Below are 17,608 nucleotides of genomic sequence, written 5' to 3'. Positions count from 1 at the left end.
CTCACCACAAAAGCCCTGCCTATTGGGGTTTATGCGTCTAGCTCGAGTTGTGTAGATACCTATGCTGCGATAGCGGTACATCAGGCACTGATGCGGCGACTGGCTGGCCGCCTTCGCAGGCAAGCCAGCTCCCACCTTGGATCTTCATTGTTGGAAGGTGCGCGCTCGGCGCAATAGCCCTGACAATGGCGACGTTTCAAACGCAGCAGACCTCCTGTGGGATGACCATAGGTATCTACACAACTTTTAGAGGCTGGCGAATCTCCCTGTGGTGAGCGGGCTTGCCCCGCGCTGGGCTGCGTAGCAGCCCCAGAACCAGCCACTACGAAATGTCTGACACACCGCATTCCTCTTAACGGGGGCCGCTTCGCAGCCCAGCGCGGGGCAAGCCCGCTCACCACAAAAGCCCTGCCTGCTGAGGTTTATGCGTCTAGCTCGAGTTGTGTAGATACCTATGCTGCGATAGCGGTACATCAGGCACTGATGCGGCGACTGGCTGGCCGCCTTCGCAGGCAAGCCAGCTCCCACATTGGATCTTCATCGCTGGAGGGCGCGCGCTCGGCGCATTAGCCCTGGCAATGGCGACTTTTCAAACGCAGCAGACCTCCTGTGGGATGACCATAGGTATCTACACAACTTTTAGAGGCTGGCGAATCTCCCTGTGGTGAGCGGGCTTGCCCCGCGCTGGGCTGCGTAGCAGCCCCAAAACCAGCCACTACGGAGTGTCTGATACACCGTATTCTTCTTTACTGGGGCTGCTTCGCAGCCCAGCGCGGGGCAAGCCCGCTCACCACAAAAGCCCTGCCTGCTGGGGTTTAAGCGTCTAGCTCGAGTTGTGTAGATCCCTATGCTGCGATAGCGGTACATCAGGCACTGATGCAGCGACTGGCTGGCCGCCTTCGCAGGCAAGCCAGCTCCCACCTTTTCCCGTGGGTGGATTCAGTGACCGGCCACGGCGGCCTCGATGGCGGCAATGTCGATTTTGCTCATGGTCATCATTGCGTCGAATGCGCGCTTGGCCACCGCCGGGTCAGGGTGAGTGACGGCGTCGGTCAACACGCGCGGCGAAATCTGCCAGGACAAGCCCCACTTGTCCCTGCACCACCCGCAGGCGCTGGCTTGACCATCGTTGTCGATGATCGCGTTCCAGTAACGGTCGGTTTCAGCCTGGTCATCGGTCGCTACTTGAAAGGAAAACGCCTGGGTGTGCGGGAACGCCGGGCCGGCGTTTAACCCAATGCAGGGGATGCCCAGCACGGTGAATTCGACGGTTAATACGTCGCCTTGCTTGCCGGCCGGGAAGTCGCCCGGCGCGTGGTGCACCGCCTTCACGGCGCTGTCCGGGAAGGTGCTGGCGTAGAAGGTAGCCGCGTCGAGGGCGGTGCCGTTGTACCAGAGGCACAGGGTGTTTTTATTATTCATTTGCGGGCTCCACGGGTGATGGGTGCGTGGAGTCTAGATGATGAACAGACCAGGCCCGGCAGAACTGCCGGGCGGTGCATTTACAGAATGCTGTAGTCCCTGACCACGCCGTTATTGAGGTGGATATTCAGGCGCCGGCTTTGCTGCTGCGGTGCGATGTTGTCGATCGCTGTGCTGCGGGTATTCAGGGCGTTGTCGTAGGTGTTGCCGGGAATATGGTTGGAGACCAGCCCCAGCAAGTGGCGCATCGACGCGTTTTGCGTGGTGGACGGCGAGTAGTTCCAGGTTTCGGTACCGTCGGATGAAATCGACTGGTCCTGCGGCTCACCGTACAGGGCCTTGAGCTGTTGGGAGGTGGTCTTGCCGGAAATGATGTGGGTGCGCACATACGTCGTGTCGAACAGCGATATATCCGGCCCGGCTTTGCCCTGAATACCCGGCAGCGACAGGTTGTTCAAGCTGCTGAGGCCGTTGACGCCATTGGCGCAACCGGTCAGCAAGAGGGCAGTGGCGAGGGTTGCGATAACGGTACGACTGGCCATGATTTTCTCCGTTTAGTCAGGGCTCAAAAACTGAGACCAATCATAAAACGGCGAAAAAAGCCTGGAAAAAATCTTCCTGTCCCAGCGTCTCAATGACTTGCCTGGGTGTCTCACCCAGGTTTCATCTGCCCCAGAATGTTACGCAGGGAAAAGCCCGTGTGCCGGCTCTCGCGCCCGGCTGCCTGGGCGGTGGTGTTCAAATCCCGAGCGTCCCGAGGCGAATAGCCAAAGGCCTGCTTGAACGAGCGGCTGAAGTGCGCATCGCTCTTGAAGCCCAACTGAAATGCCAGCCCCGACACCCGGTGCCGCGTGCCGTTGTCATTCTGGATAATCAGCCGCGCGCGGTTCAACCGCCGCTGCTGGATATACGCCGCCACACCGGATTCGTGGCTGAACAAGCGGTAGAGTTGCGCCCGCGAAATACCCAGGTGTTTGCACAGGAAAACCGGCGACAACTCCGGGTTGCGCAAATGTTGCTCGATGATGTGCCGCGCGCGGTTGAACAGCGTGTGATCGATCTCCTGCCCGGCGTTTTGCAGGTTGGCCAGCGTCGGCGCGAGCGCCGCCGACACCATGGCCAATGTGGCCTGTTGCGCGTGGGGAATTTCAGCGGGGGCAAGCGTGGGCAGGCGATGTTTTAAAGCGCGCAGGTAGTCGGCGAGCAGCTCGCTCAAGCCGCCTTGCAGCACCTGGCCGTGCACGTCTTTATGAGCCAGGGCAGGCGCCAGCAAATCTCGGGGAATGGTCAGAATCACGGTGTCACCGGCAGTGATCAGGCAATCCAGCTCCCGCGCCAGGTCGAGGATATACACTTGTGAATTGCCGGCTGCGAGCGCCGTACGGCCAGCCGAACCGTTGATGCTGTGGGAGAGGCCCAGGCACAGGTAATAGTGGTCCAGCCCGTCGCGGCGAATCATTTGGGTGGAGCGCTTGACCTTGTATTGCACCGGTTCACCTGCGCCATCCCAGGTGCCGCAGCCCATCAGCAGCGACCCCAGGTAACCGGTGGACAAGCGATAACTGAACGCCGAGGATTCAGGCTCGCTGATGGTGATATCGAAGAGTGCGTTGACTTCTTCGCGCCACACTTCAAAGCGTTGACGGGGCGGGTAGGGTTGGGTGGTAAAGGTAAACAGCGGGTTCTCCACAAGCGGCTCCATCCATTACAGCTGTTGTTCGATCGCCGCCTTGTCGATCACTGACCAGACGTGCGCAATTTTCCCGTCGACGAATTCGTAGAATACGTTTTCATCGAAGGTAACGGTCTTGCCGTTGATCGGCAGGCCGAAAAATTCACCTCGGGGGCTCACGTTGAAATTCAGCCGGCTGGCGACAGTGGGTGGGTCGGCCACCAGCAACTGGATGCGAAACACCAGATCCGGGATTTCCCGGAAGTCACGCTCCAGCATGGCGCGATAACCGTCGAGGCCGACGGTGGTGGCGTTGTAGGTGACGTGCGTATGGACGAAGTGCCCGAGGTTGTCCCAGGCTTGGTGATTCAAGCAGGCGATGTAGCCTTTGTAGAGGTCAGCGAGTTCGTTTCGGGTCATCAACGTTCTCCTTGATTCGGGCGCTGCGCGCGCCCGATGGCAAGGCGTTGTTATATCACCCGTGGGCCGCCACGTTCGAGTAGTCCATGGCACGCAGGTCATCCAGCAAGCCCGGGGCGTTGGGCTGCCAGTTCAACTGGTGCCGCGTCCACTCGCTGCTGGCGCGCAGGTCGACCGCGGCAAACATGGCAAACCAACCGAAGTGGGCCGCAGATGCTTCGGGTTGCAGCGAGGTGGTGGAAACCCCCAGGCCTTCGGCCACGACCTCGGCAATCTGGCGCGCGCTGACGCCTTGCTCTGCAACGGCGTTATAACGCGCGCCGCGCTCACCGTTCTCCAGTACGCTGACATACAACTTCGCGACATCGCTGACGTGGGCCGCCGAGAAACAGTTGGCACCGTCATTGATATAAGCCGCCACGCCTTTTTCCCGCGCCAGTGCAACGTAGTAGGTGATAAGCCCCTGGCGCACGGTGTCGTGAACCTGCGGCAGGCGCACTACGCGCACATCAATGCCGGCATCCAGCTGGCGGTTGCCTTCCAGTTCCGAGGCCACACGCGGGTGGGGGTGTGCGGCATTGAAGATCGCTTCCCGCGCCAGGTCATCATCGCCGTTGTGGCCCATACCGGTCGCGGAGGTGATGATCAACGGGCGCTGGCTGCCTTCCAGTACCGCGCCCATGGCGCTGATTACCCGGCGATCTTTTTCGCAGTTGGCGACGAAATGGTTGAAGTCATGATCGAACGCGGTGTGAATCACCCCGTCGCAGTGTTCGAGGGCGTTCACCCAGGCCTGCGGGTCTTCCAATGTGCCGCGCTGAGCCTGTGCACCCTTGGCCTCTAAGGCTTGTGCGCTGGCGTCCGAGCGCACCAGGCCTGTAACCTGATACCCGTCGGCAAGCAGTTCCGAGACCACGCGTGAACCAATAAAACCGTTTGCGCCGGTGACAAAGATACGCATAGCAGTACTCCTGAAGTAGATTCAGGAGGCAGCATCAGGTCCGGCGCGCTGCTATAAAAGTAGTGGCTTTATCAGGGTATAGATTCCAACAGGCTAACGATGACCACTCTTACCGATAACCCTTTGGGTGATTTTTTGCGGGCGTGCCGCTTGCGCCTGGACCCCGTTTCGTTCGGCTTCGTGACCGGTCGCCGCCGAACGGCCGGTTTGCGCCGTGAAGAAGTGGCGCAACTCGCCAATATCAGCCCCACCTGGTACACCTGGCTCGAACAGGGACGTGGTGGAGCGCCGTCGCGAGAGGTGCTCAACCGCATCACGACAGGGCTGCGCCTGACCGCGCCGGAGCGTGAGCACCTGTGGATACTGGCTTTTGGTCACCCGCCGGAAACCCGCGTAAACGGCAGCGATGAGGTCAGGCCACGTCTGCAGCGAGTGCTGGATAGCATCGCGGCCCCGGCGATTGTCCGCACGGCCGCCTGGGACGTCGTCGCCTGGAACCATCAGGCAACGCTTGTGCTCAAGGACTACGGCCAACTACCGCCCGAGCAGCGCAACATTCTGCGATTGCTGTTTACCGACCCCAACGTACGCGACGTGCAGGCCGATTGGCACGCCGTGGCCCGGCTGGTCGTCAATGCCTTTCGCGCAGACGCCGCCCGCCTTGGGCCCTCGCAGGACATTGACGCACTGGTGCAGGAGCTATCCCGCGTCAGCCCGGACTTCGATGCCTTCTGGCGCAGCAATGACGTGGCCGGGTACGAAGGCGGGCTCAAGCGCCTGAACCATCCTCACCTTGGGCCGATCACCCTGGAATTCTCCAATTTTCTGGTCGAGGGGCGGCCGGATTTGATGATGATGGTGTTTAACCAGACCGCCTGACGCCGCGCGTTAAGGCTGGGTCAACCCATCGGCGAGGGGTGTCGTGCGTGTGGCGCGCAACGCCATCATCCACGCCAGCAGCGGTGCCAGGGTGAACAGTGCGAACAACAGGCGCGCCGCGTGGCTGGCGCCTTCGTTGCCGATCGAATCGTTGATGCCCGCCATGTTCGAGATCACGCCCGCCAGCGCCGCGCCCAACGCCATGGCAAACAGTTGCAGGGTGGTGATCGAGGAGGCGGCGGTGTCTTTGTCTTGCGCCGAGGCCACCTGCAGGATGCGCGTCAGCAGATGCGGCCAGCCCAGACCAATACCGAAACCGACCATAAACAGGCCGAGGCAGATAGGTGCCAGGCGTGCCCATTCGCCGTGGCTGGCTATCGGCGTGGTGAGTGCCAGCACTACCAACCCCACCACGATAAACAGCGGCCCTGCGAGGATGGCGTAGTGGGCACGGCGGCCGGTCCAGCCGGAACTGAGGATTTCCGAGACCGTCCAGCCGGCGGCCATCAGCGCGGCCATGTAACCGGCGATCAATGGTGATTGGCCGTGCAGGTGCTGCAGGAAGTACGGCATGAAAATCTCGCTGCTCATGCCGATCACCAGCAGGCAGGTGGTGGCGTACAGTGCACAGAGCGGCGTACTGAACTTCAGCGCGTCGCGGGGCAGCAAACGCACCGTGGCCCTGGACTCTTTGCGAATCAGCAGCACCACCAGCACGGCGCAGGCGCCGATGCCCAGCAGGTTCCAGCTCGGCAGCGACGACACACTGCCGGCGCACACCGCCAGCACGGCGGCGGCCAGCAGCACCAGCTGCGCAACCGGCAGTCGAGTGGTCGCGGCCGTCGTGGTGTCGCGCGGCGGCAGCGCCCGGCTGGTGAGTACGATGTAGGCCAGGCTCACCGGCACCATCGAGCCGAAGGCGAAGCGCCAGGCGTCCATTTCGGCAAACACGCCACCCACCGCCGGGCCGACCAGCGTCGCCACGCCCCACATGCCGGACACCAGCGCCATCGCGCGTGGCCACAAGCGTTCTTCGAACACCAGTTGAATCATCGAGTAACACAGCGCAAGCAACATCCCGCCGCCCAACCCCTGGATCGACCGCCCGACCAGCATCACCGGCATGCTCGGCGCCACGGCGCAGATCAGCACGCCCACCATGAATATCAAGGTCCCAACGGCATAAGCCTGCCGTGGACTGGTGCGTTGCAGCAGCCTTGAAGTGAGGGCAGAGCCGAGGATCGAAGCCACCACGTACAGCGTGGTGCTCCAGGCATACAGCGCCAGGCCGCCGATTTCTGCGACCACCGACGGCAGGATGGTCGTGGCGATATAGGTGTTGGTGGCATACAGCGCAATGCCGCCGGAAAGGGCCAGAGAACGGGCGCCGTTCTTGCCACGGAGCAACTCGCTCCAACTGCTGTCTTGGGTGTGCATCAACGCTTCCTTGTAATGCTTGCGCCCTGCAGCGCGCGGTGAATTGCATGAGGGTCAGGCTTGAGTTAATTTACCAAGTAATTGCTTTGAATATTGAGGCGGAGCGTTTTATTTTGTCAAGAAATGACTTGGAATATTCATCGGCATCACCGGCAGACCGTGTGCTGCACATTCTCAAAACGCGAGGGCCGCAACTGGCAAGCGACATGGGGGTGTTCCTGGGCACCAGCGGTGAGGCCGCGCGCCAGCAACTGGTGAAGTTGGCGGCCAGTGGCTGGGTGCAGGCCCGTTCAGAGGTTCGCGGAGTAGGGCGCCCGACGCAGGTGTGGCAGCTGACGGCGGCAGGCCACGCGCGTTTTCCGGATACCCATTCGGAACTCACGATGCAATTGTTGCAGAGCGTCCGCGAGACCTTTGGCGAAGAGGCGATTGAGCGCCTGATCGACGTGCGCGAGCGCCAGACCCAGGCGCTGTATGAGCGCGAGATGGAAGGCCTGATTGGCCTGAAGGCGCGGGTAGAACGCCTGGCCGCGCTGCGCACGCGTGAAGGCTACATGGCCGAATGGAGCGAGCAGCCGGACGGTGCGTTGATCCTGGTGGAGAACCATTGCCCGATCTGTGCAGCGGCCACCGCGTGCCAGGGGTTTTGTCGGGCGGAACTGCAGGTCTTCGAGCACGTGTTGCAGGCGAACGTCGAGCGGGTGGAGCACATTCAGCTGGGGGCGCGGCGGTGTGCTTATCGTATTGCCAGCCGCTGACCGCGACGCTTCTGCCAACGGCCGCAGATGATCGCAAACACGCCAGCCCTGAAGGTTCAGCACATAATGAATGGGAACCCGATGCCCAACCCGCCCACTCACCCGGATTGCGATAGCGACCATCGCAAATCCAACCGGTTTAAACTATGAGAGGTGATGGGTCATGGTACGCAACGTTTCCAGTGCTGTTTCCAGTCCGTACATTGCTAGCCACACCGAGAACACGGCGATCCCTGAGTTTCATACAATCCCGTCTGTGGGTGAAAAACTGGGCAGCGGCAGCCAGAAAGATGTTTACCATTCCCGGCAGGACCCGAGGCAGTGCGTGTGCCTGATCCGTGCGGGCACCACCGGAAGCACGAGCGAGAGTGCATACGCCGCTAAAGAAATGGCGTTGACCAAGCAGCTTAAAAACCTGGGTTTTCCAGTGGTTGATGCCCATGCCCTGGTTGCCTACGCAGGTGCAGTGGGCCTTTCCAAAGACTACATTCACCGCGCGCTGGATTCTGAAGACGTGATCCATAATCGCCAGAAGCTGCCCACGCGCGAAGCCTTCAATACCAACGTCTTGAAGGACTGCGACGCGATCATTTCCAGGCTGAAAAACCACCACCTGCACATCGAAGATTTGCAGTTCCTCATCGATGAGCATGGCCGGGTGCTAATCAATGATCCCCGCGACGTGGTGAGTTCTTCGCCGGAAAAAAGCATCAATAAAGTCCGCGAGTTGCGAGCCGTTGCATTGAATAACTTGCTTGATGACAGCGACTGAGGGCTTGCGCTAATCAGCTCATTGATCGATAGCGGTGCAGTTCGGGAAAACACCCGGTAGGGGCCAGGCCTGACGAGCATCAGGCCGGCAGCTGTCAGGCCACCATTTCTTCACACGCCTGCATCACATCCCCCGGCGAAAACCCAATCACCGGGCGCTGGCGCACCACCGCCACAACCACCGGCTTAAGGTAAAAGTTGGCCATTGCGCGGCGTTGCTCCTTGGCGGCGAAGATCACTTCCAGGCTCTTCTGGCTAAGGGCCTTGTCCAGGTTGGCATTGACGCTGTCGAGTTCTTCCTTGGCCAGCATGAAGGTGACAGCAAGGTACTCGAGTTGGGCTTGAATGATGCCGATGATAAGCACTCGGTCTTCCTGAACCAGTTTGCCCATCAATTTACTGGAAAGGGCGCTGGCCACGACGCCACCGATAATGCCGCCAGCCGTTCGCCCCACCATCGCGCCGATGGGTCCCAGTGGAGCGGCAAGTATGCCCCCCGCAATAGAGCCGACTGCACCACCGGCCACACCGGATGATGCAACGGCCAGGTTCTTGGCAAATTGCGCTTTGGAGATGCGCCCCCGGGCAAGCTTGACCAGGTCCGGCCCGGTGGTCACCGCAATCACGGCGATGGAACTGATCACCGTGCCGCGCAGGGCCTTGTTCACGCCGCTCTTGCTCACGCCCATGCCTTGAGCCAACAGCTTGCGCGTGCTGGGCGCCAGGCTGGTTACATCAATCAGCGTCAGCGAACGCTGGATAAACTGCACGCGGTGCAATTGCTGGGCAGCCACATACACCGTCAGGCTGCGCCCGAACGTCTTGCCGGCCTGCACCGCTGCCACCCGTATGGCTTGGCGACGGTCCTGGGTTTTCAGGTAGAACAACATGGCGCTGACGCCGAAACTGATCCCGCCGGCGACGGCCCCGACCACCACACCTTCGGTAATGTCATAAGCAATGGACTCGAAGGTGCCAAACTTGGTGATGTTGCGTGCCTGGCTGTAGGTCAGATGGCCCCTGCGGATGAGTTTTGCTGCATCCTTCGGGTCCGAGACACCGGGTACCTTGCCCTCGGCAATCTTTTTCTGGAGGGTATGCACGGCAGCAACGTGTTGATCTTTCGGCACCTCGATTTGCATGGGCCGCCCCGATGCGTCCAGGTACTTGTAGTTGCCCTGTTGCCCATCGAATGCGGCGCCCACACTGCGCGCACCGGTAGAACAGTATTTGGTCTGGATCATCTGCCCTTGAACCAGACGATCAGCGCCGTTTTTCGCGTTGTTATCGCCCAGGATCTCGGCGTTACGCCCCATCAAGCGATCGACACGGTGGTTGGCCTTTTCAGCGGCGAAGCCGTGGCCCTGGCCACCGGCTGCGAAGAGCTTGTGATTGGCATCCCAGGCACTGCCAGCCGCCATCAGCACGAAGCCATTGCTGGCGGCATCCGCGAGGAACTCTTCCTGTGGTTTGTCACGGACCGTCAGGCAGACCTGCTCGGTTTGAATACAAGTCGTGGAGCAAAACCACTCTGCGTCGTTCGCGCTGTCGCGCACCTGCGCGATCCCGCACGCCGTGCAACAGCTTATTCGCGGCGATTGTGCAAAGGTGCACCAGAAGCGCCCGTCACGAAAATCCTGATACTGGCCGAAGCTCATGTGCCGCTCGATGTAGTCCTGTCCGGCAGCCCCTTCAAACCCGAACGCGCCGCGCACAATGCCGCCAAGTGACTCTGAACGGTGGCGCACCTGCTTGAGCAGCACGCCGTGAAGTGCCTTGTAACGCGTGCGGTACCAGCCTGTGGCGAAGACCCAGCGTTGGCCGGCGACTTCTATCTCATGCAACGTGCCGGCACCTGCCAAACAGGACAAGCGCCCATTGAAAATCGTCTCGACCTCCTGGCTCTCCAGCAAGCTGTCGGCACTCAAGTGTTTGAGGGTCTGGCTGACATTGAGCGACGTTTGCACCTGTAACGCGTGCACTGTGTCACGCTCAAGGCGGGTGCGGGCATAGTCGTGACTGATGCAATAAAGCTGTACCAGCAACGCCACACCCCAATAGGCGTAGGCCACAACTACCGCCGCCGGCCAGTGCAGAAGGTCGAATAGCGCAGGGATCGCCGCAGACGTCAGCAACAATGCGAAGGTGCCGTGCAGGCAGCGATGGAATTCCTGGTCCTTCTTGAGCACCCACTCCTGCGCCCGGTTGCCCGCATGGCTGCGCAGACTCTTGCGGTGGACCACCAGCATCGCCACGAACAACCCGGCCGGCAGCGCGAATTTCAGGCTCGCAAAGCTGCCGGCAGGAAGGTGTGGATACCAGCCCCGCACGCTCCAGCAGAGGGTCATGATGAGTGCCGCGACAGCCGTCAGCCAGCCTGCACCGCTGCGCAGCCAGGGCCGTTTGCAGCCGGCTTCCAGCACCATGCCGTAGGCGGCAGGCAGCCCTAGAGTGACGACGCCGGCCAAGCCAAGGGCGAACTGCAAAACCGCGCCAATAACGCGCAGCAACTTGGCTAATAACGCCAGAGCGATGAAGAAAACGATGATTCCGACGATGACAGCCATCAACAGTCATCCGCCGGTTTCGAAAAGGATGACGGCAATAACGTGCGTCCCTGCAATGGCATAGCGCCCTCTGGTAAGGTCCTTGAAGGCGTGATTGATATCATATTGATGGCATTTGAGCCAGTGGCAGACAGGTGCAGGCCATCACCGGTACAGGCGCTGATGGCGGCAGAAGATGCTTTCTACTGGCTACGTTTACTTGTAGCCCTCAAGCCCGGCGCGCCATCAACAACACCGTGGCCGCCGTCGACAACAACCCTGCGCAGCAGCGATTGAATATTCGTTTCCCACGCGGCTCGGCAAACCAGCGGCGCATGTGCAGGCCCATATAGGCGTAGGCGCTGATGGCGACCCATTCCAGCATCAGAAACAGGGCGCCCAGCACGGCAAATTGCGGGGTGATGGGTTGGCCGGGGACCACGAATTGCGGGAGGAAGGCGGTGAAGATCAGGATGGCTTTCGGGTTGCCCGCGGCCACCAGAAACTCCTGTCGCGCCAACGCCCATAATCCTGCGTTGTTCGTGTTCTTTTCAGCCTCTGTTTGCGGGTTTGCCCGCCACAGTTGAACCGCCAGATAAAACAGATACGCCGCCCCCAGAATCTTGATCCCGTAGAACAACAGTTCCGACGTTTGCAGCACCACCGCCAACCCGGCGGAGGCGAGGGCGATCATCCCCGCAAACGCCAGCAGTCGGCCCAGACCCGCCAGGCACGAAGTGCGATAGCCGTAGCGAGTGGCGTTGCTCACGGACAACAGGTTATTCGGGCCGGGGGCCATGTTCAGGGCGAAGCAGGCGGGGAGGAAAAGGGCGAGGGTGGCGACGTCCATGGCGGCTCCGGGTTCGGTGGGCGGGGAGCGTTGAGGATAAGGGGGCTGTGGTGGTTGGGCAATCGTGTGTATTCGGTGAAGAACGCTCTGGCGCCAGGTGTGGTCGTCATGATGGGTGTTCTGAACATCACCGATGGTTCACTAAAGAAAAAGTTAACAAAGTTTGTTCGAAATAGACGATTTGCCAAGGCTGAATACGAAGGGGCAGTGCGCTCAGAGCGCCTCAGGACCCATTGAATGCGAGCCTTTGCAGATGATATGAAATCATCCTCAACCCATGAACGGACGCATTTTCCACAGGTGGAAACCGTGTATGCGTGATTATTTCCTGACGTCGTCAAGGCTTGGGTTTGGACACTGGCAACCGGATGACCTTGCGCTTCTCGACAGCGTATTTGGCGACCCTGTTGTCACGCGTTACGAAGGCGGCGACTGGTCTAGGCAACAGATAGAGGACCGTCTGCTGTTCGAGATCTCGAACTTCGACCGCTATCACATTCAATATTGGCCGGTGTTTTTAAAGGACACGGGCGAGTATGTGGGGTGCTGCGGCGTTAGGCCCCATGACCTTGCGCAGGGCGTCCTGGAGTTTGGCTGCCAGTTGCGGCGTGCGTTCTGGTCACGGCAATTGGGCCGGGAGGCTGGCGAGGCGGTCATCGCTTATGCGTTCAAGGACAAGCGCGTTCAGGCACTGTATGCGGGGCATCATCCAGACAATATTGCGTCCAGTGAGTTTTTGCGCCACTTGGGGTTTGCCCATACGCACGATGAGCTGTATGCGTTGACCGGGTTGATGGAGCCCTGCTACTTGCTGACTCGGAGCCGTTTCAGCGAGGCAGCGCTCTTTTAGCCGGAACACCGGGCTGAACTGTACGGCGCGTCCCTGCGCCGGTCTCGCTTAGAAACTGTACTTGGCCGTCACCATCATATTGCGCGGAGCGCCGTACGAATCGCCGCCATAACTCACCGAGTTGGAGATGGCCTGATAGTAACGGCGATCAAACACGTTGTTGGCGTTGAGCTGCAGGTCCAGATGTTTGCTGACCTGGTAGCCGGCCATCAGGTCGGTGACGGCGTAGCCGCCTTGCTGCAGCCGGTATTGGCTGCCATCGGCCAGGGTGAGGTCGTTGTAAATGCGGCTCTGCCAGGAGATGTTGCCGCCCACGCGCAGTTTTTCCAGCGGGCCCTGGAAGTTGTAGCGGGTGGTCAGTTTGAACAGGTGCTCGGGTGTGTCGGTGTCGAACTGTTTGTTGACGTTCTGCGGGTTGGCCGCGTCCTTGATGGTTTGGGTGCGGGCGTAGGTATAGCCCCCGCCGACTTGCCAGTTCTCGGTCAATGCGCCTTGCAGTTCAAAGTCGATACCCTGGCTGCGAATTTCGCCGGAGGCTTCCGAGCAGGAGGCCTGCGGGCAGTTTGGCACGACCACGGCCACGGCGCGGTTTTCCTGATCGACACGGAACAGCGCCACGCTCGCGTTCAGCGCGCCATTGAGGTATTCGCCCTTGATGCCCACCTCATAGTTTTTGCCGACGATGGGTTTGAGCGGGGTGCCCGAGGTGCCCTTGTCGCTTTGCGGGGTGAAGATGTCGCTGTAGCTGGCGTAGACCGAGTGGTGGTCGTCCAGCTCATAGATCAGGCCGGCGTAGCGGGTGAGGTTGCGTGTGACCTTGTAGTCACCGTCGCCATCGCGGTTGTCGTAGTCGTACCAGTCCAGGCGCCCGCCGAGGATCAGTTTCAACGGGTCGGCCAGGCTCAGGCGGGTGGTGACATAAAAGCCGTCCTGGGTGGTGACTTCACGCTGGTTGTTGGTGTGGGTGAAGTCTGGCTTGCCGGCGCTGAGCGGCCAGTTCAGGTCGTAGGGGCTGTAGTTGTGCGTGGTCATGTCGTAGATGCGCTTGCTGGCGCCGACCACCAGTTCATGGGTGCGCCCGAATGCCTGGAACGGGCCGCTGGCGAAGGCGTCCACGCCTGCCTGGTTTTCATCGTACGCCGCCTGGTAGACGGTGCGGGCCAGTGTATTGTTGACCCAGCGCGACTGGTAGGAGCCGGAGAACAAGGCGTCCTGCTCGGCGTAGTTGGCGTTGATCTGGAGGCTCCAGTCATTGGCCAGGCGCTGGCGCAGTTCGGCGAACACCGTGTTGATTTCCTGATCCTTGTTTTCCCACGTGGTGCCCGGGTTGTAGGAACGCGGCAGGTTCAAGTGATGGCCGTCCTGGCCGACCATGGAGGAGCCCCAGAAATAGTTGGTTTTGTCCTTCTGATTCGAAAAGCCGAGCGTGAGGGTCGTGTCTTCGCTCAAGTCGGCTTCGGTGACGGCATAAAACAGGCCGTGATCTTCCTCTGCCTTGTCGATGAAACTGTTGCTGTCACGGTAGGACGTCACCACCCGGCCGCGCAGCGTGCCGCTGTCGTTGAGCGGGCTGGAAGCATCGAGCTCGCCACGGTAGTCATCCCAACTGCCGGCGGCGCCGGTGAGGGTGACGCTCTGTTCGTCCAGTGGCCGTTTGCGAATCATGTTGATGGCGGCTGACGGGTTGCCCGCGCCGGTGACCAGGCCGGTGGCGCCGCGAACGATTTCGACGCGATCGAACATCGCCAGGTTCGGCTGCGCACCGACTGAAGCACCGTTATAGCCGGTCGGAATGCCGTCATACATCAGGTTGTCGATGTCGAAACCGCGCGAGGTGTAGGACTGCCGTCCAGGGCCGCTGGAAAAATTCAGGAACAGGCCGGGCGTGGCCTTGACCACGTCGTTGATGCTGGTCATGGTCTGGTCGTCCATACGCTGGCGCGTAATGACGGTGACGGCCTGTGGGGTTTCACGCAGGGTGAGCGGCAACTTGGTGGCGGTCGACATTGAGCCGGTGGTGTAGGAGTCGGAGCCTTCGGTGGTGCTGCCCAACAGTTGACGAGTGGTGATTTCAGTGGCGCCCAGTTCCACCGTCGCGGGCCGGGAATTGTCCGGCGTGGCGGTGCTGTCGTCGGCAAAGGCGGGTGCCAGAGTGGCCATGCAGATAGCCATGGCCAGAACATCGCGAGAAGGTTTGAAAGCGCGCAGCGGGGTGGAGAAGGCGGGCATGACGGGTCCTGTATTGATAGTGATTATACGAATCATTATCAACAAGTATCCCAGATTTTACCTGCCGAAACAGCTGCGCGTTTAAGCGCAGTCTGTTTTTGCCAGCTTCGGCACGCCCGGAAGGGCTCAGTATTTGCCCAGGTTGTTCTTCCAGGGCAGGTACTCGACCCCGATCAGGCGTGTGGCGATTCCGTCTTTATTTGTACTGAATCCTGGCATCTTCAGCAGATTGAGCTGCAAGCATTCAGCGGTGAGCTGTTTTTGTAACTGTGGATCCGGATGAAAACGCTCAGGGCGGGAATAGTTTTTTTCAAGCGACACATCGCACCCGATAACGTTGCCCTGCGCATCGGCGGTGAGCTCAAAGCGCGCAATGCCGAACGCATTGAGCGAATGTTTGGCAACCAGCGTGTCCCAGAAAAAACGCCGTTCGGCTGCTTTGCGTTGATCCCTCAGTTCGTATTCACGCACGGGCAGGGTAGGGCCGGTCGCAATCAGCGGGGCGATGATTTCCAGGCTGCCGTCAGCCGGGTTTTGAAGCCCCACGGGGACCGGCTCCCAGGTACTGCTCCAGCACACATCGGTCACAAGATGCGCAAGGTCGGCAGAGGTGTTGGCGTCTGTGGTTTTTGCCTCACAGGCCAATACGTCGCCCTGGCGGTCAAGCTTCATGGATAACCTGACATTACCTTGCAACTCGGCGCCGTTTTCGCGGTACACGCTGTGGGCCAACGTATTCCTCAGCACCCGGATGTATCGCCGTTCCTCTATCCGTTGGATTTCTTCCGGGGAAAGCAGCATCGGTGCAGACTGGCCTCCACTATCGATCCAGGCATCCATCCGTTGCTCGGGGGTCAATCGGTGACAGCCCGTGAACATCGCCAGAACGGCCAGCGAAGCTATCGCTGAAAGTGCTCGACGACCTGGTTGTAATGTGTGTGGAATGGCAGACACCCGTGCGATCCTTGCAGAATTAAAGGTGGCATTTTGCCTTGATCGGCCGGTTAATGTACGCAAAATATTTCGAATCGCCGCGCGGATGATCTTGCCGCCGTGATGAATGGCGCGAGCATTCGCGCGCCGATTTCCCACACTGTCGTTCCACTGTTTTTGTGAGGTATGAGCATGCGAGTCACTGTGGTAGGTGCCGGGGCCATTGGCGGGTTTCTGGCGTGCAAGTTGTTTGCCGCCGGTCATGAGGTGAGTGTGGTCGCTCGCGGCGCTACGCTGGATGCGATCCGTGACAAGGGCTTGCACCTGCACTCAGGCGATGATCTTTTGACTGCCCGCCTGCAGGCGACCGACAAGCCCGAAGAACTGGGGGTTCAAGACCTGGTGATCTTCGCCGTCAAGGCGCCAGCGTTACCTGCGGTCGTGACCCAAGCCAAAGCGCTGATCGGCCCGGATACCGTGGTGGTTCCCGCCATCAACGGCTTGCCGTGGTGGTACTTTCTGCAGACCACAGATGCCTTGGCGGGCCTGCGTCTGGAGGCGGTCGACCCGGGTGGCGTGATAGAGCAGGGCCTGCCTTGCGATGCAATTATCGGCTGTGTGGTTTTTCCTTCCTGCACGGCACTCAGCCCCGGTGTCATCCGGCACATGTCCGGAAGCCGACTGGTTTTCGGCGAACCCGCCGGCGGCCTGAGCCCGCGCGCCGAAGCCATTGCCAAAGTGTTTCACGACGCAGGCTTTGATGCCCACGCCCATGAAAACGTGCGTGAACAAATCTGGCTGAAGCTCTTGGGCAATGCCTGCTTCAACCCGGTCAGCCTGCTGGTGGGCGGCACCACTGATGAGTTGATTGACGACCCCTTTGTGCATGCCCTGTGCGTAGAGATGATGGAGGAGGTGCTCGAATTGGGCAGGCGACTCGGCATTTCGCCCGAGATCGATCCTGCGCAACGGATTGCCATCACCCGTAAGCTTGGCAAGGTGAAGACCTCGATGCTGCAAGACATTGAAGGCCACAAGCCGGTCGAAATCGAAGCCATTCTGGGCGCGCTTGTTGCCGTAGCGGATAAGGCCGGCGCGCCCCTGCCTCGCACGCGCACCGTATACGCCCTGGCACGCATGCGCGCCAAAATCCTCGGCCTGCTGCCAGGCTGACAGGCCCGGGGAATATTTCCACCTTGCGAAACGTTTACTGACTCAGAGCCTTCCTCACATCCCTCGAGAGTCTGTTCAATGAGCAATGGTCAGAACCAGGCGTTCCGTACAAGCCCTGAAAAATACCTCACCGACAATGTGCTGATGACAGGCTTTCTGACGCGGCTCGCACCGCCGCCGCCGTATTTATCCGAGGGCGGGATTTTCAGTTTTGACCTGGTGCGCTCGGGCTCAATATGGTCCTTTCGAAATGAGCCGATCAAGATTGAGAACGCTGGCGCCATCGAGTTTGTCGGCGGTGAAGCGCCGATTACCGGTCGATGGCTGCCGCAGGGCGGAAATATCATGATGCCACTGCGGCCCCGGCCCATCGGCGTGCCGGACGGGCTGATGTTCACCGCGGAATTGAGCGGCTGCACCCTGGTGATTGATTCCACCCCGCAGGGCTTGCGCCTTTACCACGTGCAGCCCGGGCGCCTGACCCAGGAGTACCAGAACCTGCGTGGCGCCGGCGACACGCAGCGATTGATCATCACTGAGTTGGACTATGACTCGAACAACTACAACGCCAATGTCCTGATGTACAACCACGAAGGCAACTGGCGCGTAGCGGTTCAACGCTGGACCGGAGCCTATATCGGCCAATTGGCCGGCCCGTACATCGACCGCTACAAAATGCACGATGTGACGTTCAGGGACGTGTGAAA

Annotated in this window: 16 protein-coding genes; 6 read left to right on the top strand and 10 right to left on the bottom strand. The window is 60.3% G+C overall.

Features of this window, described 5'->3' with window-relative positions; translation table 11 throughout:
• Nucleotides 1–939: 939 nt before the first annotated feature.
• The 5 genes from BFW87_RS26840 to BFW87_RS26820 form a co-directional block, all read right to left on the bottom strand.
• On the bottom strand, nt 940–1,422 hold the full coding sequence (locus BFW87_RS26840; RefSeq protein ID WP_078742719.1) for a VOC family protein: 483 nt from the start codon (nt 1,420–1,422) through the stop codon (nt 940–942).
• Nucleotides 1,423–1,502: 80 nt separating this feature from the next.
• Complete coding sequence (locus BFW87_RS26835) at nt 1,503–1,964, bottom strand: hypothetical protein (RefSeq protein WP_078742718.1); 462 nt, start codon at nt 1,962–1,964, stop codon at nt 1,503–1,505.
• Nucleotides 1,965–2,074: 110 nt separating this feature from the next.
• A complete protein-coding gene (locus BFW87_RS26830) occupies nt 2,075–3,112 on the bottom strand; it encodes a helix-turn-helix domain-containing protein (RefSeq protein ID WP_254865956.1) in 1,038 nt (345 codons plus the stop codon).
• A 15-nt stretch (nt 3,113–3,127) separates the two neighbouring features.
• Nucleotides 3,128–3,514: an ester cyclase gene (locus BFW87_RS26825; protein ID WP_078742716.1), complete on the bottom strand. Its 387-nt coding sequence runs from the start codon at nt 3,512–3,514 to the stop codon at nt 3,128–3,130.
• Between the two features lie 55 nt (nt 3,515–3,569).
• Nucleotides 3,570–4,475 carry an SDR family oxidoreductase gene (locus BFW87_RS26820; protein ID WP_078742715.1) on the bottom strand — a complete coding sequence of 302 codons (906 nt, stop codon included), beginning with the start codon at nt 4,473–4,475 and terminating at the stop codon, nt 3,570–3,572.
• Nucleotides 4,476–4,574: 99 nt separating this feature from the next.
• On the opposite strand from BFW87_RS26820, the gene BFW87_RS26815 reads away from it, so the two are divergent.
• Nucleotides 4,575–5,354, top strand: coding sequence for a helix-turn-helix transcriptional regulator (locus tag BFW87_RS26815; protein ID WP_078742714.1), 780 nt, complete (start codon nt 4,575–4,577; stop codon nt 5,352–5,354).
• Between the two features lie 9 nt (nt 5,355–5,363).
• On the opposite strand, the gene BFW87_RS26810 is transcribed toward BFW87_RS26815, so the two are convergent.
• On the bottom strand, nt 5,364–6,791 hold the full coding sequence (locus tag BFW87_RS26810; protein ID WP_078742713.1) for an MFS transporter: 1,428 nt from the start codon (nt 6,789–6,791) through the stop codon (nt 5,364–5,366).
• Nucleotides 6,792–6,919: 128 nt separating this feature from the next.
• Between BFW87_RS26810 and BFW87_RS26805 the strand changes: the two genes are divergently transcribed.
• Nucleotides 6,920–7,549, top strand: coding sequence for a helix-turn-helix transcriptional regulator (locus BFW87_RS26805; RefSeq protein WP_254865955.1), 630 nt, complete (start codon nt 6,920–6,922; stop codon nt 7,547–7,549).
• A gap of 163 nt (nt 7,550–7,712) precedes the next feature.
• Nucleotides 7,713–8,321 (top strand): T3SS effector protein kinase HopBF1, encoded by a 609-nt coding sequence (gene hopBF1, locus BFW87_RS26800; protein ID WP_078742712.1) that lies wholly within the window; start codon nt 7,713–7,715, stop codon nt 8,319–8,321.
• Between the two features lie 94 nt (nt 8,322–8,415).
• On the opposite strand, the gene BFW87_RS26795 is transcribed toward hopBF1, so the two are convergent.
• Both BFW87_RS26795 and BFW87_RS26790 read right to left on the bottom strand, forming a co-directional pair.
• Nucleotides 8,416–10,887 (bottom strand): hypothetical protein, encoded by a 2,472-nt coding sequence (locus BFW87_RS26795; RefSeq protein ID WP_078742711.1) that lies wholly within the window; start codon nt 10,885–10,887, stop codon nt 8,416–8,418.
• 208 nt (nt 10,888–11,095) lie between these two features.
• A complete protein-coding gene (locus BFW87_RS26790) occupies nt 11,096–11,716 on the bottom strand; it encodes a LysE family translocator (protein WP_078742710.1) in 621 nt (206 codons plus the stop codon).
• 313 nt (nt 11,717–12,029) lie between these two features.
• On the opposite strand from BFW87_RS26790, the gene BFW87_RS26785 reads away from it, so the two are divergent.
• The gene (locus tag BFW87_RS26785; protein WP_176159830.1) at nt 12,030–12,566 is read left to right on the top strand and encodes a GNAT family N-acetyltransferase; all 537 of its coding nucleotides are present in this window, start codon (nt 12,030–12,032) and stop codon (nt 12,564–12,566) included.
• Nucleotides 12,567–12,614: 48 nt separating this feature from the next.
• Here the strand turns inward: BFW87_RS26785 and BFW87_RS26780 are convergent, their stop codons facing one another.
• Nucleotides 12,615–14,726: a TonB-dependent siderophore receptor gene (locus BFW87_RS26780; protein WP_439848403.1), complete on the bottom strand. Its 2,112-nt coding sequence runs from the start codon at nt 14,724–14,726 to the stop codon at nt 12,615–12,617.
• A gap of 195 nt (nt 14,727–14,921) precedes the next feature.
• Nucleotides 14,922–15,887, bottom strand: a complete 966-nt coding sequence (locus BFW87_RS31785) for a hypothetical protein (protein WP_139372509.1) — start codon at nt 15,885–15,887, stop codon at nt 14,922–14,924.
• Between the two features lie 33 nt (nt 15,888–15,920).
• On the opposite strand from BFW87_RS31785, the gene BFW87_RS26770 reads away from it, so the two are divergent.
• Both BFW87_RS26770 and BFW87_RS26765 read left to right on the top strand, forming a co-directional pair.
• On the top strand, nt 15,921–16,901 hold the full coding sequence (locus BFW87_RS26770) for a 2-dehydropantoate 2-reductase (protein WP_078742706.1): 981 nt from the start codon (nt 15,921–15,923) through the stop codon (nt 16,899–16,901).
• A 78-nt stretch (nt 16,902–16,979) separates the two neighbouring features.
• Nucleotides 16,980–17,606, top strand: coding sequence for a hypothetical protein (locus BFW87_RS26765; protein ID WP_078742705.1), 627 nt, complete (start codon nt 16,980–16,982; stop codon nt 17,604–17,606).
• Nucleotides 17,607–17,608 lie beyond the last annotated feature (2 nt).

It is taken from the genome of Pseudomonas fluorescens (genome assembly GCF_002022275.1).
Lineage (GTDB): Bacteria > Pseudomonadota > Gammaproteobacteria > Pseudomonadales > Pseudomonadaceae > Aquipseudomonas > Aquipseudomonas fluorescens_AJ.
Note: the sequence above shows the minus strand (reverse complement) of the source record. Positions and strands in the feature narration are given on the sequence as shown.